Annotated in this window: 18 protein-coding genes; 10 read left to right on the forward strand and 8 right to left on the reverse strand. The window is 72.4% G+C overall.

Annotation, left to right across the window (positions count from 1 at the left end; translation table 11 throughout):
• From MQE23_RS37950 to MQE23_RS37960, 3 genes are all read right to left on the reverse strand, one after another.
• The gene (locus MQE23_RS37950) at nucleotides 1-471 is read right to left on the reverse strand and encodes a DUF5709 domain-containing protein (RefSeq protein WP_020277325.1); all 471 of its coding nucleotides are present in this window, start codon (nucleotides 469-471) and stop codon (nucleotides 1-3) included.
• Between the two features lie 540 nt (nucleotides 472-1011).
• Nucleotides 1012-2793: an ABC transporter ATP-binding protein gene (locus tag MQE23_RS37955; protein WP_243381487.1), complete on the reverse strand. Its 1782-nt coding sequence runs from the start codon at nucleotides 2791-2793 to the stop codon at nucleotides 1012-1014.
• Nucleotides 2790-4622: an ABC transporter ATP-binding protein gene (locus MQE23_RS37960; RefSeq protein ID WP_243381488.1), complete on the reverse strand. Its 1833-nt coding sequence runs from the start codon at nucleotides 4620-4622 to the stop codon at nucleotides 2790-2792. The genes MQE23_RS37955 and MQE23_RS37960 overlap by 4 nt, the downstream gene beginning before the upstream one ends.
• Nucleotides 4623-4866: 244 nt before the next feature.
• Here MQE23_RS37960 and MQE23_RS37965 point away from each other — a divergent pair, with 244 nt between their 5' ends.
• Nucleotides 4867-6477 (forward strand): peptide-N4-asparagine amidase, encoded by a 1611-nt coding sequence (locus MQE23_RS37965; protein ID WP_020274797.1) that lies wholly within the window; start codon nucleotides 4867-4869, stop codon nucleotides 6475-6477.
• Between the two features lie 175 nt (nucleotides 6478-6652).
• Nucleotides 6653-8071 (forward strand): cation:dicarboxylase symporter family transporter, encoded by a 1419-nt coding sequence (locus tag MQE23_RS37970; RefSeq protein WP_243381489.1) that lies wholly within the window; start codon nucleotides 6653-6655, stop codon nucleotides 8069-8071.
• Nucleotides 8072-8173: 102 nt separating this feature from the next.
• Here MQE23_RS37970 and MQE23_RS37975 read toward each other — a convergent pair whose 3' ends face one another.
• Nucleotides 8174-8623: a MarR family transcriptional regulator gene (locus MQE23_RS37975; RefSeq protein WP_020274799.1), complete on the reverse strand. Its 450-nt coding sequence runs from the start codon at nucleotides 8621-8623 to the stop codon at nucleotides 8174-8176.
• Between the two features lie 106 nt (nucleotides 8624-8729).
• On the opposite strand from MQE23_RS37975, the gene MQE23_RS37980 reads away from it, so the two are divergent.
• Nucleotides 8730-10532 (forward strand): ABC transporter ATP-binding protein, encoded by a 1803-nt coding sequence (locus MQE23_RS37980; RefSeq protein ID WP_243381490.1) that lies wholly within the window; start codon nucleotides 8730-8732, stop codon nucleotides 10530-10532.
• 43 nt (nucleotides 10533-10575) lie between these two features.
• Nucleotides 10576-11421 carry an endolytic transglycosylase MltG gene (mltG, locus tag MQE23_RS37985; RefSeq protein WP_020274801.1) on the forward strand — a complete coding sequence of 282 codons (846 nt, stop codon included), beginning with the start codon at nucleotides 10576-10578 and terminating at the stop codon, nucleotides 11419-11421.
• Between the two features lie 12 nt (nucleotides 11422-11433).
• Here the strand turns inward: mltG and MQE23_RS37990 are convergent, their stop codons facing one another.
• Genes MQE23_RS37990 through MQE23_RS38005 form a run of 4 tightly spaced genes read right to left on the reverse strand, consistent with a single transcriptional unit; the run spans nucleotide 11434 to nucleotide 15210 of the window.
• The gene (locus MQE23_RS37990) at nucleotides 11434-12510 is read right to left on the reverse strand and encodes an NAD(P)-binding domain-containing protein (RefSeq protein ID WP_243381491.1); all 1077 of its coding nucleotides are present in this window, start codon (nucleotides 12508-12510) and stop codon (nucleotides 11434-11436) included.
• A gap of 55 nt (nucleotides 12511-12565) precedes the next feature.
• Complete coding sequence (locus tag MQE23_RS37995) at nucleotides 12566-13591, reverse strand: ABC transporter substrate-binding protein (RefSeq protein ID WP_243381492.1); 1026 nt, start codon at nucleotides 13589-13591, stop codon at nucleotides 12566-12568.
• Between the two features lie 36 nt (nucleotides 13592-13627).
• On the reverse strand, nucleotides 13628-14368 hold the full coding sequence (locus tag MQE23_RS38000) for an ABC transporter ATP-binding protein (protein WP_020274805.1): 741 nt from the start codon (nucleotides 14366-14368) through the stop codon (nucleotides 13628-13630).
• Nucleotides 14341-15210, reverse strand: a complete 870-nt coding sequence (locus MQE23_RS38005; RefSeq protein ID WP_037671213.1) for an ABC transporter permease — start codon at nucleotides 15208-15210, stop codon at nucleotides 14341-14343. The genes MQE23_RS38000 and MQE23_RS38005 overlap by 28 nt, the downstream gene beginning before the upstream one ends.
• 356 nt (nucleotides 15211-15566) lie before the next feature.
• On the opposite strand from MQE23_RS38005, the gene MQE23_RS38010 reads away from it, so the two are divergent.
• The 6 genes from MQE23_RS38010 (at nucleotide 15567) to MQE23_RS38035 (ending at nucleotide 25032) form a co-directional block, all read left to right on the forward strand.
• A complete protein-coding gene (locus MQE23_RS38010; RefSeq protein ID WP_037671216.1) occupies nucleotides 15567-15989 on the forward strand; it encodes a secondary thiamine-phosphate synthase enzyme YjbQ in 423 nt (140 codons plus the stop codon).
• 144 nt (nucleotides 15990-16133) lie between these two features.
• The gene (locus MQE23_RS38015) at nucleotides 16134-19148 is read left to right on the forward strand and encodes a SpoIIE family protein phosphatase (protein WP_243381493.1); all 3015 of its coding nucleotides are present in this window, start codon (nucleotides 16134-16136) and stop codon (nucleotides 19146-19148) included.
• Between the two features lie 67 nt (nucleotides 19149-19215).
• Nucleotides 19216-21393 carry a sugar ABC transporter ATP-binding protein gene (locus MQE23_RS38020; RefSeq protein ID WP_243381494.1) on the forward strand — a complete coding sequence of 726 codons (2178 nt, stop codon included), beginning with the start codon at nucleotides 19216-19218 and terminating at the stop codon, nucleotides 21391-21393.
• Entirely contained in the window at nucleotides 21390-22544 is a 1155-nt protein-coding gene (locus tag MQE23_RS38025) for an ABC transporter permease (protein WP_243381495.1), read from the forward strand. The genes MQE23_RS38020 and MQE23_RS38025 overlap by 4 nt, the downstream gene beginning before the upstream one ends.
• A 46-nt stretch (nucleotides 22545-22590) precedes the next feature.
• Nucleotides 22591-23754: a substrate-binding domain-containing protein gene (locus MQE23_RS38030; protein ID WP_243381496.1), complete on the forward strand. Its 1164-nt coding sequence runs from the start codon at nucleotides 22591-22593 to the stop codon at nucleotides 23752-23754.
• A 171-nt stretch (nucleotides 23755-23925) separates the two neighbouring features.
• On the forward strand, nucleotides 23926-25032 hold the full coding sequence (locus tag MQE23_RS38035) for an FAD-dependent oxidoreductase (protein WP_243381497.1): 1107 nt from the start codon (nucleotides 23926-23928) through the stop codon (nucleotides 25030-25032).
• Nucleotides 25033-25042: the final 10 nt, after the last annotated feature.

Genomic DNA, 25042 nt, shown 5'->3' on the forward strand with positions numbered 1-25042 from the left:
TCAGCCGGACAGGGTGTCCTCGTCGACGATGTGCACGGCTGCCTCCTCGGCCGACGCCGCCGCGCCGTCGATGCCCACGTCCATGGCGACCAGTGCGCTCTCCTCGTCCTCGTGCGCGCCCTCGTCGGGAGCCACGAGCCGGCCGGAGCGGGCGGCGCCGACCTCGTTGTCCAGGAGTTCCCCGTCGGTGCCCTGGCAGTCCCCGAGACCGTCACCGTCCGGGGCGACGGGCTCCGGCAGCTCCTCGGCGAGCCGCTGGTCCAGCGTCTCGCCCCGCCGCCGCTCCGCCGCCGTGACGCCGTCGTGCTCCACGGCCCAGGGCCGCTCGGGAGGGGACCAGCCCCGGTCGAGGGGATCGTCGACGCCGTCGTACTCCAGGGTGTCCTCGGCGTCGAGCAGCCCCGTGTCCTCTCTCTGCTCGGATGGTTCCGGCTGGTAGACGTCGTCTCCCCAGCCGTCGGAGCTCTTCACGGGTACCTCCAGGGGGTGGGGCGGGCCCGTTCACACCGGGGCCCGCGCCGGGCCGCCGCCACACGGAGCACTGACGCCGTCCGCCGCCGAACCGCTGCCGCGGTTGCCGGGCGTTTCCCCCGAGCCGGTGCCTGACTCCAGCCTTCCACCCCGTATCGCAACCGCGCAACGCCACGGAACGCCTCCGGCGGTCACCGAACAGGGGGCGGGACCGACCCGGGGGGCCGCGCCGCCCCGGGTCCCGCACTGACACCGGACCGCTGACACGGGACCGCTGGCCCGGGACCCGTGCCGGCCTGTGGGCCCGTGCCGGCCGTGGGCCCGCGCCGGCCTGTGGGCCTGCGCGGCCCGGCCCGCGCCGACGCGGGGCCGCGCTGGCCCAAGGCCCGCGTGGTCCGGGACCCGGGCCGGCCAGCCCCGGCCGGGCCTGGCCGGCCCCGGTCCGGACAGCCTTCGGTCCGCCCTGCCCCCGCCCGCCCCGGTCCTCCCCGTCCCGGCACACCGAGGCGGTGCGGCTCACGCCGCCTCCTCAGCGGCTCGTCAGCCGTGCCACGACCTCCACAACGCCGCATACGCCCCGTCCGCCGCCACCAGTTCCTCGTGGCTGCCCAGTTCGCTGATGCGGCCGTTCTCGACGACGGCGATGACGTCCGCGTCGTGGGCGGTGTGCAGGCGGTGGGCGATGGCGACGACGGTGCGGCCGTCGAGGACCTTGGCCAGGGATCGTTCCAGGTGGCGGGCGGCGCGCGGGTCGAGCAGGGACGTCGCCTCGTCCAGGACCAGGGTGTGCGGGTCCGCCAGCACCAGGCGGGCCAGGGCGATCTGCTGGGCTTGGGCGGGGGTGAGCGTCAGGCCGCCGGAGCCGACCTCGGTGTCCAGGCCGTCGTCGAGCGCCCGGGCCCAGCCGTCCGCGTCGACCGCGCCCAGCGCCGCCCACAGCTCGGCATCGCCGGCGCCGGTCCGGGCGAGCCGGAGGTTGTCGCGCAGGGAGCCCACGAAGACGTGGTGCTCCTGGTTGACGAGGGCGACATGGGCGCGGACGCTTTCCGCCGGCATCCGGGACAGCTCGGCGCTGCCCAGGGTGATCCGGCCGTCCCGCGGCGCGTAGATCCCGGCGAGCAGCCGGCCCAGCGTCGACTTGCCCGCACCCGACGGGCCGACCAGGGCCAGCCGGGTGCCGGGGGAGACCTCCAGGGACACCTTGCGCAGGACGTCGACGCCCTCCAGGTAGCCGAAGTGCACCCGGTCGGCGTGCACATGGCGTCCGTCGGGGGACACCGAGGGGTCGCCCGCGTCCGGCTCGATGTCCCGGACCCCGACGAGCCGGGCCAGCGACACCTGGGCCACCTGGAGCTCGTCGTACCAGCGCAGGATCATGCCCACCGGGTCGACGAGCATCTGGGCGATCAGCGCGCCCGTCGTGAGCTGGCCGACGTCGATCCAGCCGTGCAGGGCGAACACGCCGCCGACCAGAAGGACCGAGGCGAGCACGGTCACGTGGGTGACGTTGACGACCGGGAAGAGGACCGACCGCAGCCACATCGTGTAGCGCTCCCAGGCCGTCCATTCCTTGATCCGGCGCTCCGACAGCGCGACGCGCCGGTCGCCGAGGCGGTGCGCCTCGACGGTGCGGCCGGCGTCCACGGTCTCGGCGAGCGCGGCGGCCACGGCGGCATACCCGGCGGCCTCCGAGCGGTAGGCGGCCGGTGCCCGCCGGAAGTACCAGCGGCAGCCGACGATCAGCAGCGGCAGGGCGAGCAGCACGGCGAGCGCCAGCGGCGGCGCCGTGACGACCAGCCCGCCCATCAGCAGCACCACCCACACCACGCCGATCGACAGCTGCGGCACGGCCTCGCGCATGGCGTTGGCCAGCCGGTCGATGTCCGTGGTGATCCGCGACAGCAGATCACCGGTCCCGGCCCGCTCCAGCACGCCGGGCGGCAGCCCGACCGACCGTACGAGGAAGTCCTCGCGCAGGTCGGCCAGCATCCGCTCGCCGAGCATCGCCCCGCGCAGCCGCACCTGGCGGACGAACAGGGCCTGGACGGCCAGCGCCGTCACGAACAGCCCCGCGGTGAGTTCCAGCCGCAGGTCCCGCGCCCCGTCGGAGACCCGCTCCACGACTCCGCCCAGCAGCCATGGACCGGCCATCGAGGCGATGACGGCGACCGTGTTGACGACGACGAGCAGCAGGAACGCCCGGCGGTGCCGGCGCAGCAGTTCGGCCACGTAGGCGCGGACGGTCGTGGGGGCGCCGACCGGCAGGGTGTTCGCCGTCGTCGGAGCCGCCGGGTCGTACGCCGGTGGCGCCACGCCGATCATGCCTTCTCCTCGATCTCTTCCAGTTCGCGCAGGACGTCGTGTTCTTGAAGCGAGTCGTGTTTTTGAGGCGAGCCGTGTTCTTGAAGAAGGCCGACCTCGTCGTCCGTCTCGCGGGTGACGACCGCCCGGTAGCGGGGCTCGGTGTGCAGCAGCTCGCGATGCGTGCCGGTCGCCGCGACCTCGCCGTCGTGCAGGAACACCACCCGGTCGGCGCGGTCCAGCAGCAGCGGCGAGGAGGTGAACACCACGGTCGTGCGCCCCGCGCGCAACTCCCGCACGCCCTGCGCGATCCGGGCCTCGGTGTGGGAGTCGACGGCCGAGGTCGGCTCGTCCAGGACGAGCACCTCCGGGTCCGTGATCAGCGACCGGGCGAGCGCGAGGCGCTGCCGCTGGCCGCCGGACAGGGACCGGCCGCGTTCGGTGATCCGCGCGTCCATGGGGTCGGCGGCGTCCACCGAGCCCTGCACCAGCGCCGCCAGCACGTCGTCGCACTGTGCGGCGGCCAGCGCCGCCCGCGGTTCGACGTCGCCCGAGGCGGGTACGTCGAGCAGTTCGCGCAGCGATCCGGACAGCAGCACGGGGTCCTTGTCCTGGACGAGGACGGCCGTACGGGCACTGTCCAGCGGGAGTTCGTCGAGCGGCACGCCGCCCAGCAGCACCGAGGTGCCCTCCTGCGGCGGGTGTCCGCCCAGCCGTTCCGCCAGCCGGCCGGCCGCGTCCGGGTCGCCGCACACCACGGCGGTGAACAGGCCGGCGTTCGCGAGCAGCCCGGTGTCCGGGTCGTACAGGTCTCCGGACGGCAGGTCGGCCCCGCGGGACCCGGCGGTGTCCGTGGCCCGCTCCAGCGCCAGCACGCCCGCGGCCCGTTTGGCCGACGGCCGGGAGAAGGAGTACGCCATGGCGATCTCCTCGAAGTGCCGCAGCGGATAGGTGAGGACCATCACCGAGCTGTAGACGGTGACCAGTTCGCCGACGGTGATCCGGCCCTGGCGGGCCAGGTGCACGCCGTACCAGACGACGGTGATGAGCAGCAGTCCCGGCAGCAGGACCTGGATTGCGGTGATCATGGACCACATCCGGGCGCTGCGGACCGCCGCGTGCCGGACCTCCTGGGAGGCGCGGCGGTAGCGGTCGAGGAAGAGTTCCTCACCGCCGATGCCGCGCAGCACCCGCAGACCGGCGACGGTGTCCGAGGCGAGTTCGGTGGCGCGTCCGGCCTTCTCGCGCTGCACGTCCGCACGCCGGGTGGCGCGCGGCAGCAGGGGCAGCACGGCGAGCGCCAGCACGGGCAGACCCACGGCGACGACCACGCCGAGCGCGGGCTGGTAGACGAGCAGCGCGGCGCAGACCAGCACGATGGTGACCAGCGCCGCGGTGAACCGCGACCAGGCCTCCACGAACCAGCCGATCTTCTCCACGTCACCCGTGGAGACGGCCACGACCTCACCGGCCGCGACGCGCCGGGTCAGCGCCGAGCCCAACTGGGCGGCCTTGCGGGCGAGCAGCTGCTGGACGCGGGCGGCCGCGGTGATCCAGTTGGTGACGGCGGTGCGGTGCAGGAAGGTGTCGCCGACCGCGTTGCCGACGCAGGCCAGCGCCAGCAGGCCGCCCGCCAGGGCGAGTTGCGTGCCGGAGCGGTCGACGACGGCCTGTACGGCGACTCCGACGCAGAACGGCAGCGCGGCGACGGACGCGAAGTGGAGCAGCCCCCAGGCCAGCGACTTGAGCTGCCCGTCCAGCTGATTGCGGAAGAGCCACCACAGAAATCGGGGACCCGAACGCGCGTCCGGCACGCCCGGGTCGGGGTACGGAAGGTCTTGAATCTGCATGACGTCCCAGTGGCTCGTGTCAGGGGAAAGGGGGATGGGGGGATGGGGAATGGGGGGATGAGGGAATGGGGGATGAGGGTTCGGCCGAGGGCAGCAAACCGTGACAGGTTCGCTTCGCCACGTGGTCGGAGGCAAACGGTTTTCGACCCGCCGAACGGAACCGGCCGACAGGGGTGGGAACAGGGCGGCTCGGGGGGCCGGTGCTCATTGCGCCAGGCGGCCGACTCCCCGTAGAACACCGCCCATGAAGAGACGGATCGTCATGTCCATGCTTGCCGGAGCGACCCTCCTGGCGAGCACCCTCCTCGGCACCGGTCCGGCCCGCGCGGCCGACGTCCCCGCCGAGTTCGGCACCGACTGGCACGACCCGGTGACGGCCGCCCCGCCCGTCACCGAGCCCGGCGGCAGGTCCTGCGAAGTCACCGTCGCCCAGGCGCAGTTCCGCGACTTCACCCCGTACCGGGGCACGTACACCCCGCCGGGCGGCTGCGGTGACCGCTGGAGCAAGGTGGTGCTGCGGCTCGACGGCAAGGTCAAGGGGCGCCAGTACGACCGGCTCGGCTATCTGCACGTCGGCGGGGTCGAGGTCTTCCGCACGTCGACACCGCAGCCCTCGCCCGACGGCATCGAGTGGTCGGTGGAGAAGGACGTCACCCGCTACAGCGACACCTTCCGCAGCCGCCAGGACGTCGAGATGCTCATCGGGAACGTCGTCGACGACACCTACACGGGTGTCCTCGACGTCAAGGTCACGTTGACGTTCCACCAGGGCCGTCCCGACGGGAAGGACAGTCCCGACCGGGTCCTCACGCTCGACCGAGGGACCGACGGCGCGACCACCCTCACGACGCCGCGCAACAGCGAACGCGTCGTCGCCGAGGTGTACGCCACCGGCTCCGGTGGCGGCTGCGAGGAGTACTGGTACCTGACGGTGCCCGACCCGGCGCCGTACTCCTGCAAGGCGGGTCGAGGCCCGTACCGCGAGGTGCAGATCCGCGTGGACGGCCGGCTCGCGGGCATCGCCGCGCCGTTCCCCACCGTGTGGACCGGCGGCTGGTCCAACCCGTTCCTCTGGTACGTGATCCCGGGCCCCCGCGCCTTCGACATCAAGCCGATCACCTACGACCTCACTCCCTTCGCCGGGCTCCTCAACGACGGCCGCCCGCACCGCGTCGAGGTCTCGGTCGTCGGTGTGCCCGAGGGGCAGACCGGCTGGAGCACCCCCGTGAACGTCCTCGTCTGGCAGGACGAGCAGCGCGCCCACGTGCCCGGGAAGCTCACCGTGCACAAGGCGGGCCACCTCGCCAACTCCTCGTCGTACACGCCAGGTTCCGAGCACCGGGTCGACACCGAGGGCGCCCACCGGCTCACCGTCGCCGGATACGTCGACACCTCGCGCGGGCGCGTCACGACCACCGTCGGCCGTTCGCTCGCCCACACCTCCGCGCACCGCTGGACGGACGGCGAGACGACCGACGCACTCGAAGCCACCTGGACCGACGGCGAGTCGGTGACCGTCGACGGACGCGGCCCGGCCCACACCACCCGCACGCACCGGACCTACACGATGGACGGCACGACCACCCTCGGCGCGGGCGACCGGCTGCGCACCGTGCTGACCCTCGGCGACCGCGCCACAGCCGTCGAGACACGCGGCGGCGGCCGTACGGCGTGGTCACGGCTCGACGACTCCTATACGGGCGACGCCACGTACACGGCGAACGTGCCCCGCGACCAGCGGCACGCGGTCGGCACGACGAGCGAGCGCTACCGGCTGTACGGCTCGCAGGGGTGCTACGACCGCACGCTGACCACCGTGCAGGGGGTGCTCACGGCGGACCGCCGTCGTTGCTGAGGGGGCGCGTGTGGCGTATGTGACATGCGCCACTTAGGGCGCTTTTACTTGGCTGAAACGTTGCGGTCTTGTGCGCGATCAAGACAGCCTCCAGAGTGTACGGCTACGGAAGCCGCTTTCCGTATCGCAGAAGTCCCCTCCGGCCTCTGTGTGTCCCGTCCCCCTAGGAGGCCTCGTGCCACCGTCCGTACCGTCCCTACCGCGGCGCGTCGCACGCACCCTGCGTACCTCACTCTTCGCGCAAGTCCTCTGCGCGCTCGTCCTCGGAATCCTCGTCGGGAAGCTGTGGCCGGATACGGCCACAGCTCTCCAGCCGCTCGGCGACGGTTTCACCCGGCTCATCAAGACGGTGATCTCGCCTCTGGTGTTCTGCGTGGTCGTCGTCGGCATCGCCAAGGCCGGTGACCTGAAGGCGTTCGGCCGGATCGGCGTCAAGGCCCTGATCTGGTTCGAGGTCGCCTCCACGGCGGCCCTGGTCATCGGCCTCGTCGCCGCCAACGTCGTCGGCCCCGGCAAGGGCATGAACGTCGACCCCGCCTCGCTGGACGCCGCCGCGGTGGACCAGACGACGGGCGGTGGCCACCTGCCCTCGACGACCGAGTTCGCCCTCAACGCGCTGCCCGAGAGCTTCGTCGGCGCCTTCGCCGAGAACGAACTGCTCCAAGTCCTCATCCTGGCCTGCCTGGTGGGCGCCGCCCTGCTGCACCTCGGACACACCAAGGTGCCGAAGATCCTGCCCGCGATCGACCAGGCCCAAGACGTGATCTTCACGGTCGTCGGGTTCATCATGCGGCTCGCCCCGCTCGCGGTGTTCGGCGCGATGGCCCACCTGGTCGGCAACTACGGGCTGGGCGTGATGAAGACGTACGCCAAGCTCATCGTGCTCTGCTATGTGGCGGCCGCGCTGTTCGTCGTGCTGCTCGCCGTCGCCCTGCGCATGGTGACCGGGCTCAGCCTCTGGAAGTTCCTGCGCTACATCCGCGAGGAGATGCTGCTGGCGCTCGGCACCGCGTCCACCGAGTCGGTCATGCCGCGCGTGATGCAGAAGCTGCGCCGGGCCGGTGCCCGCGACGACGCGGTGGGCCTGGTGCTGCCCACGGGCTACTCCTTCAACCTCGACGGTGCCTCGCTCTACCTGTCCATCGGCACGCTGTTCATCGCCCAGGCCGTGGGCGTGGATCTGAGCCTGGGCCAGCAGATCACCGTGGTCCTGGTGCTGATGCTGACCAGCAAGGGAATGGCGGGCATCCCCGGTTCGGCGTTCCTCGCCCTGTCCGCGACGGCCTCGTCCCTGGGCGCCATTCCGGCCGGAGCCGTCGCCCTGCTGCTCGGTGTGGACCGCATCATGGACTCGATGCGCGTCGTCACGAACCTGCTCGGCAACTGCGTCGCCGTGTTCGCGGTGTCCCGCTGGGAGGGTGCGCTGGACATCGAGCGGGCCAGGAAGACGCTCGACGGGGAGGACACGTCCGACCCCGATGACGAGCTGGACGGCAGTGGCGACGGGGGCGATGCCGACGCTCCCGCGGCGGTGAGCCCGGCCCCGGGGATCCCCACCCAGAAGCCCAAGGAACCCGCGCCTGAGGTCGGTTGACCCGAAGCGACCGGCACCGAACGGGCCGCGGCCACCGCTCCAGCAGGAGAGCGGCGACCGCGGCCCGTTTCGTGCGCCGGGTCCTCAACGCGCCTCAGACCCTCAGCATCGCGTCACCGGTGCTCCGTCGATCAGCGTGTTCAGCAGCCCCCCGAGCGCCTCGCGCTGTTCGTCCGTCAGCGGCGCGAGAATCTCCTCCGCGGCCGACCGGCGCGCCGCCCGCAGTTCGCCCAGCGCCTTGCGGCCGTCGTCCGTGAGCTCGATACGGATCACCCGCCGGTTCGCCGGATCCGGGACCCGCCGCACCTTGCCGCTCGCTTCCAGCCCGTCGACCAGGGTCGTCACGGCCCGCGGCACCACCTCCAGGCGCTCGGCCAGGTCGGCCATCCGCGGTGGCGAGCCCCAGTGCGCGAGGGTGCGCAGCAGCCGGGACTGGGCCGGTGTGATGCCGAGGTCGCGCTGCTCCAGATGGCGCTTCTGGATGCGGTGCACCCGGCGGGTGAGCCGCAGCAACTGCTCGGCGAGCAGGCCGTCGGAATCGGGGGAGGTCATGCGGGAACAATATCAGGATGATGTTCATTGTGAGTATAGGTAACAATGAGCTACGATCCGATCCGCCGCCCTCGCCCCCGCCCGTATCGCTCTCTCGAAGGAGCCCATGCATCCCGACCATGAAGCCCCCTGGAGCGCACCCGCCGACGCGAAGGAACAGCCCCGGCAGGTCCGCCGCATCCTCAGGCTCTTCCGCCCCTACCGAGGCCGCCTCGCGATCGTCGGCCTGCTGGTCGGCGCCGCGTCGCTGGTCTCGGTCGCCACGCCGTTCCTGCTGAAGGAGATCCTCGACGTCGCGATCCCCGAGGGGCGCACCGGCCTGCTCAGCCTGCTCGCCCTCGGTATGATCCTCAGCGCCGTCCTCACCAGCGTCTTCGGCGTCCTCCAGACCCTGATCTCCACGACGGTCGGCCAGCGCGTCATGCACGACCTGCGCACCGCCGTCTACGGCCGCCTCCAGCGCATGTCCCTCGCCTTCTTCACGCGCACGCGCACGGGCGAGGTGCAGTCCCGCATCGCCAACGACATCGGCGGCATGCAGGCCACCGTCACCTCCACCGCGACCTCCCTGGTCTCCAACCTCACCAGCGTGGTCGGCACGATCGTCGCGATGGTGGTCCTCGACTGGCGCCTGACCGTCGTCTCGCTGCTGTTGCTGCCGGTGTTCGTGTGGATCAGCCGCCGGGTGGGCAACGAACGGCGGAAGATCACCACCCAGCGCCAGAAGCAGATGGCCGCGATGGCCGCCACGGTCACCGAGTCGCTCTCCGTCAGCGGCATCCTGCTCGGCCGCACGATGGGCCGCTCCGACTCGCTGACGAAGTCCTTCGCCGAGGAGTCCGAGGAACTCGTCGACCTGGAAGTGCGGTCGAACATGGCCGGCCGCTGGCGCATGGCCGTCATCACGATCGTCATGGCGGCCCTGCCCGCCGTCATCTACTGGACCGCCGGCATGGCCCTCCAGTTGGGCGGCCCGGAGGTCTCCCTCGGCACGATCGTCGCCTTCGTCTCGCTCCAGCAGGGCCTGTTCCGCCCGGCCGTGAGCCTGCTGTCGACGGGTGTGCAGATCCAGACCTCGCTCGCCCTCTTCCAGCGCATCTTCGAGTACCTCGACCTGCCGATCGACATCACCGAGCGCCCGGACCCGGTCCGCCTCGACCGGATCAAGGGAGAGGTCCGCTTCGAGAACGTCTCCTTCGGCTACGACGGCAAGGGCGGCCCGGTCCTCGACGGCATCGACCTCACCGTCCCGGCCGGCGGCAGCCTCGCGATCGTCGGCCCGACCGGCGCCGGCAAGTCCACGCTCGGCTACCTGGTGCCCCGCCTCTACGACGTGACGGGCGGCCGCGTCACCCTCGACGGGGTCGACGTCCGCGACCTCGACTTCGACACCCTGGCGCGCGCCGTCGGCGTCGTCTCGCAGGAGACGTACCTCTTCCACGCCTCGGTCGCCGACAACCTGCGCTTCGCCAAGCCCGACGCCACCGACGAGGAGCTGTACCAGGCGGCGAGGGCGGCGCAGATCCACGACCACATCGCGTCCCTGCCCGACGGCTACGACACCGTGGTGGGCGAGCGCGGCCACCGATTCTCCGGGGGTGAGAAACAGCGTCTGGCCATCGCCCGCACGATCCTGCGCGACCCGCCGGTCCTCATCCTCGACGAGGCCACGAGCGCCCTGGACACCCGGACCGAGGCGGCCGTGCAGGACGCCATCGACGCGCTGTCGGCGAACCGCACCACGCTCACCATCGCCCACCGGCTGTCCACCGTCCGGGGTGCCGACCAGATCGTGGTCCTCGACTCGGGGCGCGCGGTCGAACTCGGTACGCACGAGGAACTGCTGGAGCGGCACGGCCGGTACGCGGCGCTCGTACGCCGAGATGCCCAACTGGAACCGACAAGATGAAAATATGCCGGGTTTGTGACGGTATGCGGGTTACCGTGCCCGCATGCAGAAGAACACTCCGCCACGGAGCACGATTCGACTGACGCGCCGGGGCCGTATCGCCATCGTCGCGACCGGAGCCGTCGTGGTGGGCACCGCCGTGGCGGTGTCGCTGCTGACCCTGGGGCAGGAGGAGCACGGCCGGCCCTCGACCCTGGTGATCCCCGAGGGCTGGCGCGCGAGCCAGGTCTACGCCGCCGTCGACAAGGCCCTCGCCCTGCCTCCCGGCAGCACGAAGAAGTCCCTGCCGAAGGCCGCCCTCAAACTGCCGAACGACGCCGAGGGCAACCCGGAGGGCTACCTCTTCCCGGCGGCCTATTCGCTCCAGGAGACCACGACCCCTCAGAAGCTCCTGGCGCAGATGGTCGACACCGCGAACGAGAAGTACAACGGCGCGCCCATCGCCGCTGGGGCGCAGCGCAACGCCATGAACCTCTACCAGGCCGTCACCATCGCGAGCATCGTCCAGGCGGAGGCGGCCACCAAGGCCGACATGGGCAAGGTCGCGCGGGTCGTCTTCAACCGCCTCGAACGCGGCATGCCGCTCCAGATGGACTCCACCATCAACTACGCGCTCGGCCGCTCCACCCTCCGCACCACGGCGAGCGACACCCGGATCGACAGCCCCTACAACTCGTACCAGCGCATGGGCCTGCCCCCCACCCCCATCGACAACCCCGGCGAGGAGGCCATGCGCGCGGCCATCAACCCACCCCCGGGTGACTGGCTGTACTTCGTCACGGTGCGCCCGGGCGACACCCGCTTCACCGCGGACTACGCGGAGCACCAGCGGAACGTCGCGGAGTTCAACGCGCACCAGAAGAAGGGCGCCGCGCGGGCGGCCGGATGACCCGCCAGGGCGTCACGCGGCGACCGGCTCCTGCGCCAGCAGTCGCCTGATGTCGCGGACGGCCGCGCGGCCGGCGCGGTTGGCGCCGATGGTGCTGGCCGACGGGCCGTAGCCGACGAGGTGGATTCGCGGGTCGGCGGCCACGCGGGTGCCCTCCAGACGGATGCCGCCGCCCGGCTCGCGCAGGCGCAGTGGGGTGAGGTGGTCGATGGCGGCGCGGAAGCCGGTGGCCCAGAGGATGACGTCGGCGTCGACGTGCCGGCCGTCCTGCCAGTCCACCCCCGTGGGCGTGATGCGGTCGAACATCGGCTGCCGGTCGAGCACGCCGTCCTCGATGCCCTGCCGGATCGCGTCGTTGAGCGGCAGCCCGGTGACCGAGACGACACTCCTGGGCGGCAGGCCCTGCCGAACCCGTTCCTCGACGAGCGCGACGGCCGCCCGGCCCGCGTCCTCGTCGAAGGGGCCCTCGCGGAAGACGGGCGGGCGCCGGGTCACCCAGGTGGTGGCCGCCGCGTACGAGGCGATCTCCAGCAGATGCTGCGTGCCCGAGGCGCCACCGCCCACCACGACCACCCGCTGACCGGCGAACTCCTCCGGCCCGGGGTACTGCGCGGTGTGCAACTGCCGCCCCCGGAAGGTCTCCTGGCCCGGATAGCGCGGCCAGAACGGCCGGTCCCAGGTGCCGGTCGCGTTGATCAGCGCCCGCGTCGACCACACGCCCTGCGAAGTCTCCACCAGCAGCCGCCCGCCGGGCCCCTCGCGTACGGCCCGCACGTCGACGGGGCGCCGCACCCGCAGATCGAAGGTCCGCTCGTACCGGTCGAAGTAGTCGCTGATCACCTCGGCGGACGGCCGCGCCGGATCCGCGTCCATGAGCTCCATCCCCGGCAGCGCGTGCATCCCGTGCACCTTGCCGTACGTCAGCGACGGCCAGCGGAACTGCCAGGCACCGCCGGGGCCGGGGGAGTGGTCCAGCACGACGAAGTCGCGGTCCGGCTCGAAACCGGCTCGCCGCAGGTGATAGGCACCGGCCAGACCGGCCTGGCCGGCGCCTATGACGACTACCTCGACCTCGCGTGTGTTGTTCACGCTTCTACTAACCGCGCCGGGGGCGTCGATCTTCCCGGCCTTCTGCCGGACGTCCCTAGCCCTCCGAGGGCCGGGGCGCGGTCGTCGACGGAGGCAGGTCGCCGTTGAACCGGGTGTCGGTGAAGTCGGCGAAGTCGACCTTGCGCGGGATGAGCTTCAACGCCGTGAACGTGTCGGCGATCTCCTGCTCGGAGGCGATCAGCGGCTTGTCGACGGCGACCTCGACCCGGGTGGTGTAGGTGCGCTTCACCGCCGCCAGTGCCACGTCCTCGGGGAGCCCGGTGTCCTTCGCCCAGACCTTCGCCCACTCCTCCTCGTGGTCGTACACCCACCTGTAGGCGCGCCGCAGCCGCTCCAGGTAGTCCTTGACGGCGGCGGCCTTCTTCTTGTCCTTCAGCGCGTCCGGTGCCGCGACCTGGAAGGTGAGCCCGTTGGTCACACCGTCGCCGTCGGTCAGGACCCGTCCTTGCCGGCCCTTCAGAACCTGCGAGGTGTACGGGTCCCACACCGCCCACGCGTCGACCTTGCCGGCGGTGAACGCGGCGAGCGCGTCGGCCGGCTGGAGGTACTTGACCTTGACGTCACTCGGCTTCAGCCCGGCCTTCTTCAGGGACGCGACCAACTGGAAGTGAGCGGAGGATCCCTGGGCGACGGCGATCGACTTGCCCTTGAGCTGCGAGGGGCTCTTCAGGGGCGAGTCGTCCGGTACGAGGATGGCGTCGCCCTTGGACGTGCCGTGCCACGCGGCCACGACCTTGATCTTCGAACCCGCCCCGGCCGCGAACACCGGCGGGGTGTTGCCGACGCCGCCGATGTCGACGGCCTTGGCGTTCACGGCCTCCAGCAGGGGCGGGCCGGAGGTGAACGTCGACCACTTGATCTTGTAGTCGAGGTTCTTCAGTTCCCCCGCCGCGCGCAGGATGGCCTCCGAACCTCCCTTCTGGTCACCGACGTTGATCGTGACGGGGCCGTGGCCGTCGGTGCCGCCGTCCGACGTACTGGCGGACGAGTTCCCGCCGCAGGCGGTGAGCAGAAGGGCGAGGGGGAGGAGCAGGGCGGCGGGGGCGAGGCGTCGTCGCATGGCGGTTCCGTTCGTGTGGGTCGTGCGTGAAGAGGTTCAGGCGGCTTCGGCGGCCGTCGCCTCGACGCCCAGGCGTTCGAGGAGAGTGGCGCGCAGCGCGGCGAAGCGCGGGTCGGTGATGTCGCGGGGACGGTCGAGGTCGATGCGCTGCTCGTGGGCGATGACGCCGCCGTCCATCACCAGGACGCGGTCGGCGAGCAGTACGGCCTCCTCCACGTCGTGGGTGACGAGGAGCACCGCGCAGCCCCGGCGCTGCCACAACTCGCCCACGAGCCGCTGGGCCTTGATGCGGGTGAGGGCGTCGAGCGCGCCGAACGGCTCGTCGAGCAGCAGCAGATCGGGCTCGCGCACCAACGCCCGTGCGAGCGAGGCACGTTGGGCCTCGCCCCCGGAGAGGGTCTTGGGCCAGGCGGCCGAGCGGTGGCCGAGGCCGACCTCGTCGAGGGCCTGCTCGGCGACGTGGCGTTCGGGCTTGCCGGGCAGGCCGAGCAGGACGTTGCGCCACACCTTCTTCCAGGGCATCAGCCGCGGTGCCTGGAAGGCGACGGCCTTGCGGCGCGGCACCAGGACGGTGCCCTCGATGTCGCGGTCGAGCCCGGCGAGGATGCGCAGCAGCGTCGACTTGCCGCAGCCGCTGCGCCCGAGCAGGGCCACGAACTCGCCCGGCCGGACGTCCAGTCGCAGATCGTCGATGACGGCACGGCCGTCGAAGGACCGCGTGAGCCCCTCGACGTGGACCGCCTGGGGGGTCACCGGCCGGTGAACGTCGGTCGCCATTGCAGCAGCACCTTTTCGAGAGAGCGGACGATGAAGTCGGCGAGCAGGCCGAGGAAGGCGTAGACGACCAGGCAGACCACGATCACGTCGGTCCGCAGGAAGTCCCGCGCCTGCACCATGAGGAACCCGATGCCGGAGTCGGCGTTGACCTGCTCGGCGAAGACCAGCGCGAGCCAGGCGATGCCGAGCGAGTAGCGCAGACCGGTCATGGCGTTCGGCAGCGCGCCCGGCAGGACGACGTGCCGTACGAGTCCCCAGCGCGACAGCCCGAGGGACTCACCGGCCTCGATCAACTGGGCGTCGACGCCGCGGATTCCGGCGTAGACGTTGAGGTAGAGCGGGAAGGTCACGCCGAGCGTGATGATGGCGACCTTGGGAGCCTCGCCGATGCCGAACCAGATGATGAACAGCGGGATGAGCCCCACGAACGGCACGGTCCGCAGCATCTGCACGGGCGCGTCCACCAGGTCCTCCCCGATCCGGAACAGGCCCGAGAGCAGGGCGAGTCCGGTGCCGACGACCAGGCCGAGCAGCAGCCCGGCCGCGACCCGCTGGAGCGAGGTGCCCATGGCCGCGGGCAGTGAGCCGTCGGCCATCATGTCCCCGGCGACCTGGGCGATACGGCCGGGCGAGGCGAGCACGTCCGGCTGCAACGCGCCCGTGCTGCTGAGGAGTTGCCACAACGCCAGCAGCAGGACCGGGCCGGTCGTGCGACGCAGCCAACGGGGGACGCGGGTGCGGCGGGAAGAGGCGGGGACGATGGGCTGGAGGTCCAGGTCAGGAGCTGATATAGGCGAAATATCGGGTTTCGATGACCTGGGCGGGGCATGGCTGATGCTCATGAAGGCTCCACGAGGGAAGAGCGAGGGCAGGGGGAGGCGCGCCTCGCCGCCGCACCGACGAGAACAGGGTGTTCAGGCGAGAACGGGGAAGTTCAGCGGGCAGGCGGAACCGAGGCGAGGGAACCGGAAAGCGAGGGGGAGGAAGGGCGTCAGCAGCCGCGGCGACACGCGGCGGAGGCCACCCGCAGCAGGTCGATGTGACCGCGCGTGGTGAGCAGGGCTGAACGCAACATGCCGCTGAACCTAGCCAGATGGCCCGCGCATGGTCAACGGGCGTCTCGACCAGTGGACGCCGGTACCGCCACGCGGGCGGCGGCAGCCGGGTGGAACCGGGGGCGTGCGTCAGGATGGGAGGCATGTCAGATGTCTTCACCACCCGAGTCCTGAACGTCCGCACCGGTTCCACGGAGAGGGTCGTCGACATCACCGGCGACTGCGAGTCCTTCCTGCGGGAGGCGGCGGCCGGGCGTGACGGCCTCCTCAACGTCTTCGTCCCGCACGCGACGGCCGGAATCGCCGTTCTCGAGACCGGTGCCGGCAGCGACGACGACCTCCTGGCCGCACTGCACACCCTGCTGCCCGCCGACGACCGCTGGCAGCACCGGCACGGCAGCCCCGGCCACGGCCGCGACCACGTCCTGCCGGCCCTCGTCCCGCCGCACGCGACCCTGCCGGTGCTGGGAGGCCGGCTGGAGCTCGGGACATGGCAGTCGGTGTGCCTCGTGGACACGAACAAGGACAACCCGGAGCGGAAGGTGCGGCTGAGTTTCCTGGGGTGAACGGGGTCCGCCTGGCCGGAGCCCTCCGTGCGGCGCCCGAACGGCTCCGGCGCACCGTGACGCGTGCCCGTAATGCCCGTATCCTCGTCAATGCCAGATTCTCTTCCGAGCAGCGGATGATCGCGGGCGCAAGCGAGGCGAAGCGTGGTTCGGTCCGGCGAGGAACCCAAGCCGGCGGGACGTGCGACTGACGGCACGGGGCCCGCCCGGCTTCGTGAGCGGTTTCTCCAGGGCGAACCGGTCGACACGGGTGTACGGACGTCCATCCTGAACTCGTGGCGGCGCAGCCGCTCCCTGGGCCTGTCACCGGACCAAACCGATCTGCCCTACCGGGAGGACTTCGACCCCGGGGGCCGTATCGTCCGCGCGGCCGTGCCGGTGCTCGACCGGCTCCAGGACGCGTTCTCCGGCAGCCAGATCAACATCTCGGTCGCCGACGCGAACGGGACGGTCCTCCTGCGCCGGTTCGGGGATCCCGCGATGGCCAGGAACCTCCCGGCGATCCAGCGGGTGCCGGGATTCGTGTTCGCCGAGCAGGTCGCCGGCACCAACGGCATCGGTCTCGCCCTGGCGGAGCGGCAGCTCATCCGGGTCTACGGCGCCGAGCACTTCGCGGAACGCTCCCAGGGCAACGCCTGCGTCGCGATGCCCGTCCGCGACCCGCTCAGCGGACGCATCGAGGGCGTCCTGTGCTTCGGGTATCCGCGCAGTTTCGAACAGCCCGCGCTGGGCGCGGCGATCCGCCGGGCGGCCGAGAACATCGAGCGGCGGCTGCTGGGGCAGAGCTCCGCGCACGAGCGTGCCCTGCTGCGGACGTACCTGGCCACCGGGAGCGGGGCCGGCCTGTACAGCGGTGTCGCCCTCGACGCGGTGGCCGACGAGTTCCCCCCGCGTGACCAGGCGGTTCTGAGGGAGAAGGCAGCCGAGCTGATCTCCCGCGGGCAGCGGGCCGCCATCGACGTGACCCTGCCCGGAGGCCGGCGGGTGACGCTCGTGAGCCGCCCGATGACGAGCGCCTCCGGGGTGCGGGGCTTCGCTGTCGAGGCGGTACTGCCCGGTGCCCCGGCAGGAGGGGCGCTCGTCCTCCCGCACCAGGCGGACGAACTGCCGGACCTCGCCGCCCTTGCGGCCGCCCAGCGGCCCGCCCGACCGTCGATCACCCTGCCGTCCGGATATCTCGCCGCCGCGTCCGGCCCGGCCGTCGCGCCCGACGGTGACCGGGTGCCCGCGGGGTACGGCGGCACCGGCAGGGCCGAGGGCGGGAGGGGGCCGGCGGACGGCGCTGGGAGCGTGGCTGACGGCGGTGGGGGTGTGGCCGGTGGTCCGGGTGCGGCCGGTGGTGGTGCGGGCACGGTCGACGGTGGCGAGGACGGTGGCAGGGATGCGGCCGACGGCGGTGGGGACGCGCCGTACGGCGGCAGTGGCGCGGTGGGCGACCGCACCGGCTCGCCGTTCCCGGCCCGGGGGCTCGTCATGGTGGGGGAGCCGCACGTCGGGGCCTACGCCCTGGCCGCGCGCCGGCGCCTGGAGCTGCTGTCCGAGGCCAGCGCCCGCATCGGCACGACCCTGGACGTGCGCCGCACCGCCGAGGAACTGGCCGAGACGGCGGTCCCGCGCCTGGCCGACTTCGTCACCATCGACCTGCCCGACGCCGTCCTGCGCGGTGAGGAGTCCGCCGACCCCCTTGCCGACCTGCGCCGCACGGTGCTGCACGGCGTACGCGAGGGCCTGCCCTTCACACAGCCCGGCAAGCGCATCGAGTACGGGCCGACGGCGCCCCAGCTGCGCTGCCTGACCAGGGGCGAGGCGGTGCTGGAACCCGACCTGAAGGCCGCCGCGGGCTGGCTCGCCCAGGACCCCGAGCACACCGCACGCCTGCTCACCCACGTCCAGTCCCTCATCGCGGTGCCCCTGCTCGCCCGGGGGGTCGTCCTGGGCATCGCCAGCTTCTACCGCGCCGGGAGCTCCTTCGGGGACGACGACCGTTCGCTGGCCCAGGAACTCGCCGCCCGCGCCGCCCTGTCCATCGACAACGCCCGGCGCTACACCCACGAACGCACCATGGTCCTGGCTCTGCAGCGCAGACTCCTCCCGCACGGTCTGCCCGACCAGGACGCCGTCGAGGTCGCCCACCGCTATCTGCCCGCCGAGTCCGACGTGGGCGGGGACTGGTACGACGTCATCCCGCTCTCCGGCACCCGCGTCGGGCTCCTCGTCGGCGACGTCGTCGGCCACGGCATGCTCTCCGCGGCCACCATGGGCCGGCTGCGCACCGCCGCGCGCAGCTTCGCCGAGCTCGACTTCTCCCCGGACGAGGTCCTCACCCACCTCGACAACCTCGTAGGACGCCTGGACCGGGAGGACCCCGACGGCAAGGGCGCCGGCGTCATCGGCGCGACGTGTCTGTACGCCGTCTACGACCCGACCGAGCAGCGGTGCCTCATGGCGCGCGCCGGTCACCCGCCGCCCGCACTCGTCCACCCCGACGGCACCGTGTCCTACCCCGACCTCCCGGCCGGGCCCCCGCTCGGTCTCGGGGGTCTGCCGTTCGACTCGGTCGAGATCGACCTCCCCGAGGGAAGTCAGCTGGTGCTGTACACCGACGGACTCATCGAGGACCGCAACCGCGACGTCGACCTGGTCCTGGAGCAGCTCCGTACGGCCCTGGCCCACCCGGAGCGGGCTCCCGAGGAGACCTGCCAGGCGGTCCTGGACACCGTGGCGCCCGCGCACCCGCACGACGACATCGCCCTGCTCGTCGCCCGCGTGCACGCCCTGGATCCCGGCCGGATCGCCGCCTGGGAGCTGCCCGCCGACCCGGCGGTGGTCGCCGAGACCCGGGCGTCCGCCATGCGGCGCATGGCCGACTGGGGGCTGGACGAGACCGCGTTCGCAGCGGAGCTGATCCTCAGCGAGCTGATCACCAACGCCATCCGGCACGGCGCCGGGCCGATCCGGGTCCGGCTGCTGTACGGGCGCACCCTGATCTGCGAGGTCTCCGACGTCAGCAACACCGCCCCCCATCTGCGCCGGGCGGCCAGTACGGACGAGGGCGGACGCGGACTGTTCCTCGTCGCGCAGCTCTCGCAGAGCTGGGGCACGCGCTACCTCCCCGAGGGCAAGGTCATCTGGGCCGAGTGCGGGCTCGACGCCGCGTGACGCGTTCGCCGACCCGCGTGGGAGTCACAGCGGCCGAAAGATGCCCGAAATGCTGTAATTTGATCGGGTGCGCGACGCTCCTGACACGCCGGTGAAGGCGGCTTCACCCTTCGGGCCGGAGCCCTTGGTCCGTATCCGCGGGCTCGGCAAGCGGTTCGGCGGGACCGTCGCGCTGGCCGGGGTCGACCTAGACGTCCACGCCGGCAGTGTGCTCGCCCTTCTCGGACCCAACGGCGCCGGCAAGTCCACGCTCATCAAGATCCTCGCCGGCGTCCACCCCGCCGACGCCGGACAGATCACTGTCGACGGCATGCCCCTCGGCAGCCCTGCCGCGTCCCGGAGCATGTCCTTCATCCACCAGGACCTCGGTCTCGTGGAGTGGATGACGGTCGCCGAGAACATCGCCCTCACCACCGGGTACGCACGCCGGACCGGGCTGATCTCCTGGCGGCGCACGCGCGAGCGCTGCGTCGACGCGCTGCGGGCCGTCGCCGGGCACCTCGACCCCGACGCGCCGGTCTCCGGGCTCGCACCGGCCGAGCGCTCGCTCGTCGCGATCGCCAGGGCCCTGGCGGCCCGCGCGAAGCTCATCGTCCTCGACGAGCCGACCGCCCGCCTGCCCGCCGCGGACAGCGCCCGGCTCTTCGGCGTCCTGCACGACCTGCGCGACCGCGGTCACGCCATCCTCTACGTCAGCCACCGCCTGGACGAGGTGTACCAGGTCGCCGACACCTACGCCGTACTGCGCGACGGCCGCCTCGTCAGCCACGGCCGACTCGCGGACCACGACCCCACCCACCTGGTCCACGACATCGTCGGCGAGAACCCCGAACCCCCTGCCACCGGCCCCTCACCGACCCTTCATCCCACTGAAACTCCGGCCGCCGACGGCCGGGCCGGTACTCCGGCTGCCGACAGCCGGGCCGGTACTCGGGCTGCCGACGGCCGGGCCGGTACTCGGGCTGCCGACGGCCCAGCCGACACTCCGGCTGCCGACGGCCCAGCCGACACTCCGGCTGCCGACCACCCGGCCGGTACTCCGGCTGCGGACCGTCCCGTCGGCATGCAGCCCGTCGACCGCTCGGACGTGTCCCCGGGTGTGGATCGTCCCGCTGGTGCTCCGCCCGCCGACGGCCCGGTCGGGACTCCGGCTGCTGACCGTCCTGCCGGTGCTGCGGCCGCAGACCATCCCGTCGGCATGCCTGCCGCCGACCGCTCGGACGTGTCCCCGGGTGCGGATCGTCCCGCCGGCAGTCCGCCTACCGACGGCCCCGCCGAGGTTCCGGCCACCGATCACCCGGCCGGAACTCCGGCTGCTGACCGTCCCGCCGGTGCTCCGGCTGCCGACCACCCGGCCAAGCCCCCGGCTGCCGACCGTCCCACCGCTGCTTCTCCCGCCGATCACCCGGCCAGGCCCCGGGCCGCCGCCCACCCCGCCGGTGCGACGCCGCCCACTGCCCGCCCCGCCAAGCCCCCGGCCCGCACACCCCCCGTCCTGACCCTCGACGGTGTGCGGACCGCGCGGGCCGGGCCGGTGAGTCTGGAGCTCGGGGCCGGTGAGGTTCTCGGGTTGGTCGGGCTGTCGGATGCCGGGCACACGGAGCTTGGGCGGGCCCTCGCCGGGGACCGGCCGCTCCTCGGGGGGCGTGCCCTGCTGCTCGGGCGGCCCTATCAGCCCCGCACAGTCGCGGAGGCCGTCGCCCGCGGCGTCGGCTTCGTACCGGGGGACCGGCTGCGGGAGGGCTGCCTCGCCGAACTGACCGTACGGGAGAACCTCCTGGCCAATCCCCGCGCGGGCGGCCGGCCGGCGCCGCGCTGGATCGGTCCCCGCCGCGAACGCGTCCAGGCCGCCGCCCTGATCGACCGGTTCTCGGTGCGCCCCCGCGACAGCGAGGCCCCCATCGCCACGCTCTCCGGCGGGAACCAGCAGAAAGTCATGATCGGCCGCTGGCTGCGGACGGAGCTGCGGCTGCTGATCCTCGAGGAGCCGACCGCGAGCGTCGACATCGGCGCCAAGGCCGCGATCCACCGCCTGCTCGACGACGCGCTGTCGGCGGGCCTCGCGGTCCTGCTCCTGTCCACCGACTTCGAGGAGGTCGCGAGCGTGTGCGGGCGCACCCTGGTCTTCGTCCGCGGGGTCGTGACAGCCGAGCTGAGCGGCAGCTCCCTCACCGTCACCGGGCTCACCGGGGCGGCCTCGGCCATGCCCCCGCCCACCACCGCGACGGCCGCGACGAGGCCATGACCGAATCGCCCGCCCCCTCCCCGCGCCGCTCCAAGCGCCTGCGCGCCCCCGGCGGGCACCGCATCGGCGCCTACGGCCTGCTCGCCCTCACCGCCCTGCTCTACCTCGTCTTCTCCCTCGCCCTGCCGGACACCTTCCCCACCCTGGACACCGTCGACTCGATCCTGTCCAACCAGTCGATCCCGGCCGTCCTCGCGCTGGCCGCCATGGTGCCCATCGTGACCGGCGCGTTCGACCTCTCCATCGGCTACGGCCTCGGACTGGCCCACGTCATGGTGATGCAACTCGTCGTCAACGAGAACTGGCCCTGGCCGCTCGCCTGCCTCACCGTGCTCGCCGGAGGGCTGGTCGTCGGCGTCCTCAACGGCGTCATCGTCGAGTTCGGCCGGATCGACTCCTTCATCGCCACCCTCGGTACCGGCAGCATGATGTACGCCGTGACCGGCTGGATCACCGACGGCAGCCGGATCGTCCCGGGCCCGCAGGGCCTCCCGCCCGCGTTCACCGACCTCTACGACTCCACGTTCCTCGGCCTCCCGGTCCCCGCCTTCTACGTGCTCGCCCTCGCGGGAGTCCTCTGGCTGGTGCTGGAGCGGCTGCCGCTCGGCCGGTATCTGTACGTCGTCGGATCGAACCCGCGCGCGGCCGACCTCGTCGGCATCCCGACCCGCACCTACACCGTCTACGCGTTCGCCGCCTCGGGACTGATCGTCGGTTTCGCCGGTGTGCTGCTCGCGTCCCAGCAGCAGATCGGCAACCCGAGCGTCGGCCTCGACTACCTGCTGCCCGCCTTCGTCGGCGCCCTGCTCGGCTCCACGGCGATCAAACCCGGCCGGCCCAACGCCCTCGGCACGGTCGTCGCCGTCGCCGTCCTGGCCGTCGGCCTCACCGGCATCGCCCAGCTGGGCGCCGACTTCTGGACGGTGCCGCTGTTCCACGGCGGCACCCTGCTCATCGCCGTGGGCCTGGCCGGATACGCCGCCCGCCGCCGGTTGCGCGGCGGCGCCGCCGCTCGCGACACACCCGCCGCGCCGTCCCCACCACCGCCGGCCCCACCACCGTCGTCCCCATCACCGCCCTCCCCACCACCGTCGTCCCCGCCACCGTCCTCCCCGACCCCGGAGGGCGGTGCCGCGGGCCCACCCCCCTGACCCCCTCGGCACGTTCCACCGCGCCGATCCCCTCACAGGAGCCCCCGTGCACCGCAATCGCAAAGCCGCCCCCGGAGCCCGCACCGCGCGGCTCGCCTGCTGCACCCTGCTGGCGACGGCGACCGCCCTCCTCGGCTGCGAACGCGGTTCGTCGGACGGCGCGGACGAGACCGCGACGGGCCCGAGCGGCTGCCCCGACGTCCAGGCCGGGGCGCGGGCCGCCGTCACCCGGGCGGAGCGGACCGACATCCCCTGGGGCGGACCCACCAGCGGCCCGGAGGCGGTGTCGGGCAGGACCATCGTCTACGTCGCCCAGACCATGACCAACCCCGGCGTCGCGGGCGCCGCGAGAGGAGTGCGGGAAGCCGCGCGGGTCATCGGGTGGAACGTCCGCGTGATCGACGGCCAAGGCACCCCCGCCGGCATCCAGGCGGCCATGAGCGAGGCCGTGGCCCTCAGGCCGTCGGGCATCGTCATCGGCGGCTTCGACCCCGACTCGACGGCACAGCAGGCCGCCCGGGCCAACGCGCAGCGCATCCCGCTCATCGGCTGGCACGCGGTCCCCGAGCCCGGCCCCAGCCGGCAGCCCGACCTCTTCACCAACGTCACCACCCGCGTCCAGGACGTGGCCCGCGTCAGCGCGCAGTGGATCATCTCCGACTCGGACGGCCGCGCCGGGGTCGTGCTCATCACCGACGCGTCGATCCCCTTCGCCAGGAACAAGTCCGACCTGATCAGGGAGGAACTCGCCAGGTGCCGGGGGGTGCGGCTGCTGTCCGTCGAGAACATCCCGATCCCGGACGCGAGCAGCCGCACCCCGCGGGAGATCTCCTCGCTGCTCTCCCGGTTCCAGGACCGGTGGACCCACTCCGTCGCCATCAACGACCTGTACTTCGCCGACGCCGCCCCCGCCTTCCGCGCGGCCGGCGAGAAGGGCTCGGGGCCGCCGTACAACATCGGCGCGGGCGACGGCGATCCGTCCGCCTTCCAGCGCATCAACAGCAGGCAGTACCAGGCCGCCACCGTGCCCGAACCGCTGTCCCTCCAGGGCTGGCAGATCGTCGACGAGTTCAACCGCGCCTTCTCCGGCCGCCCGGCCAGCGGGTACATGGCCCCCGTCCACATCGCCACGGCCGGCAACAGTGACGGCGCCACGACCTGGGACCCGTCGGGCTACCGGGAGGCGTACCGGAAGATCTGGGGGAAGTGACGTCCGGTCAGGGTGCCGATCTCTTCACGGAACATGCACGGGATCTCGGACTCCCTTTAAGTTTCAAGAGCTAATCTCACCGTCAGTCGAGTGGCCGCCGGGGGCCGATCCGAGCGGGGCCCGTTCCGCGGCGGCACTCGCACCCCCCCCACCAGGCACAGGAGACTGGGTGTGTACGACGGCGACGTGGTGGTGATCGGCGGCGGCTACGGCGGCGTCCGGCTGGCGAAGCGGCTGGATACGACGGCCCGGGTCACGCTGGTGGACCGCAAGGAGGTCTTCTTCCATCGCGTCGCCTCCCTGCGCGCGGGTGTGCGCCCCGAGTGGACGCACACGCCCTTCATCCCGTACGACCGGCTGCTGCACCACGGCCGCGTCGTCGCGGGCAAGGCCGTCCGTATCGAGACCGCCGAGCGGCAGGTCGTCCTCGCCACGGGCGAGCGGCTGCCCTACGACGTGGTCGTGATCGCCACCGGCGCCGACTACCCCGAGCCGGCCCGCTTCCTGGGCACCACGGTCGAGGAAGCGGCCAAGTCGTTCGCCGAACACCAGCACAACGTCGCCACGGCCGAGCACGTCCTCGTCGTGGGCGGCGGCCCCGGCGGCGTCGAACTCAGCGCCGAGATCCGCCTCGCCCGGCCGGACGCCCGCGTCACGCTCGCCCACTCCGGACCGGCCCTGCTCGACTCCACGGGCAGCGCGCGGCCGGGCCGCAAGGCCCTCGCGTGGCTGGAGGCCCATGACATCGAGGTACGGCTCGATTCGTTCATGTCCCCCGGGAACGACTTCGGCACCTACCGCGACGGCCGCGGCAACGTCATCGAGGCCGACCTGTCCTTCTGGGCGACGGGCACCACACCCAACACGCTCTGGCTCCGCCTGGCCGGACACGGCGACTGGCTGAACAGGGACGGACACGTCAAGGTCGACCGGACCCTCCGGGTCGAGGGCAGACTGGACGTGTTCGCCGTCGGCGACGTGAACGACGTCAGGGAACTCAAGATCACCCCCGCCGCCCTCGCCCAGGCGGACATCGCCGCCCACAACATCCGCGCCTACCTGCAGAGTTCGGGCAAGCACCGCAAGGAGCCGCGCTTCTACCGGCCGATCCAGCGCACCCCGCTCATCGTGCCGTTCGGCCCGGCCGACGGACTGACCGTGCTGCCCGTACCGGGCGGCGAGTCCGCCGTCCTCGGCAGCCGCACCACCGTCATGGCCAAGGCGAAGACCCTGATGACGCCCTACATGCGGCGCCAACTCGGTTACACCGCCGCCTGATCCACGGCCC

This window comes from Streptomyces sp. HP-A2021 (genome assembly GCF_022807935.1).
Taxonomy (GTDB): domain Bacteria; phylum Actinomycetota; class Actinomycetes; order Streptomycetales; family Streptomycetaceae; genus Streptomyces; species Streptomyces afghaniensis.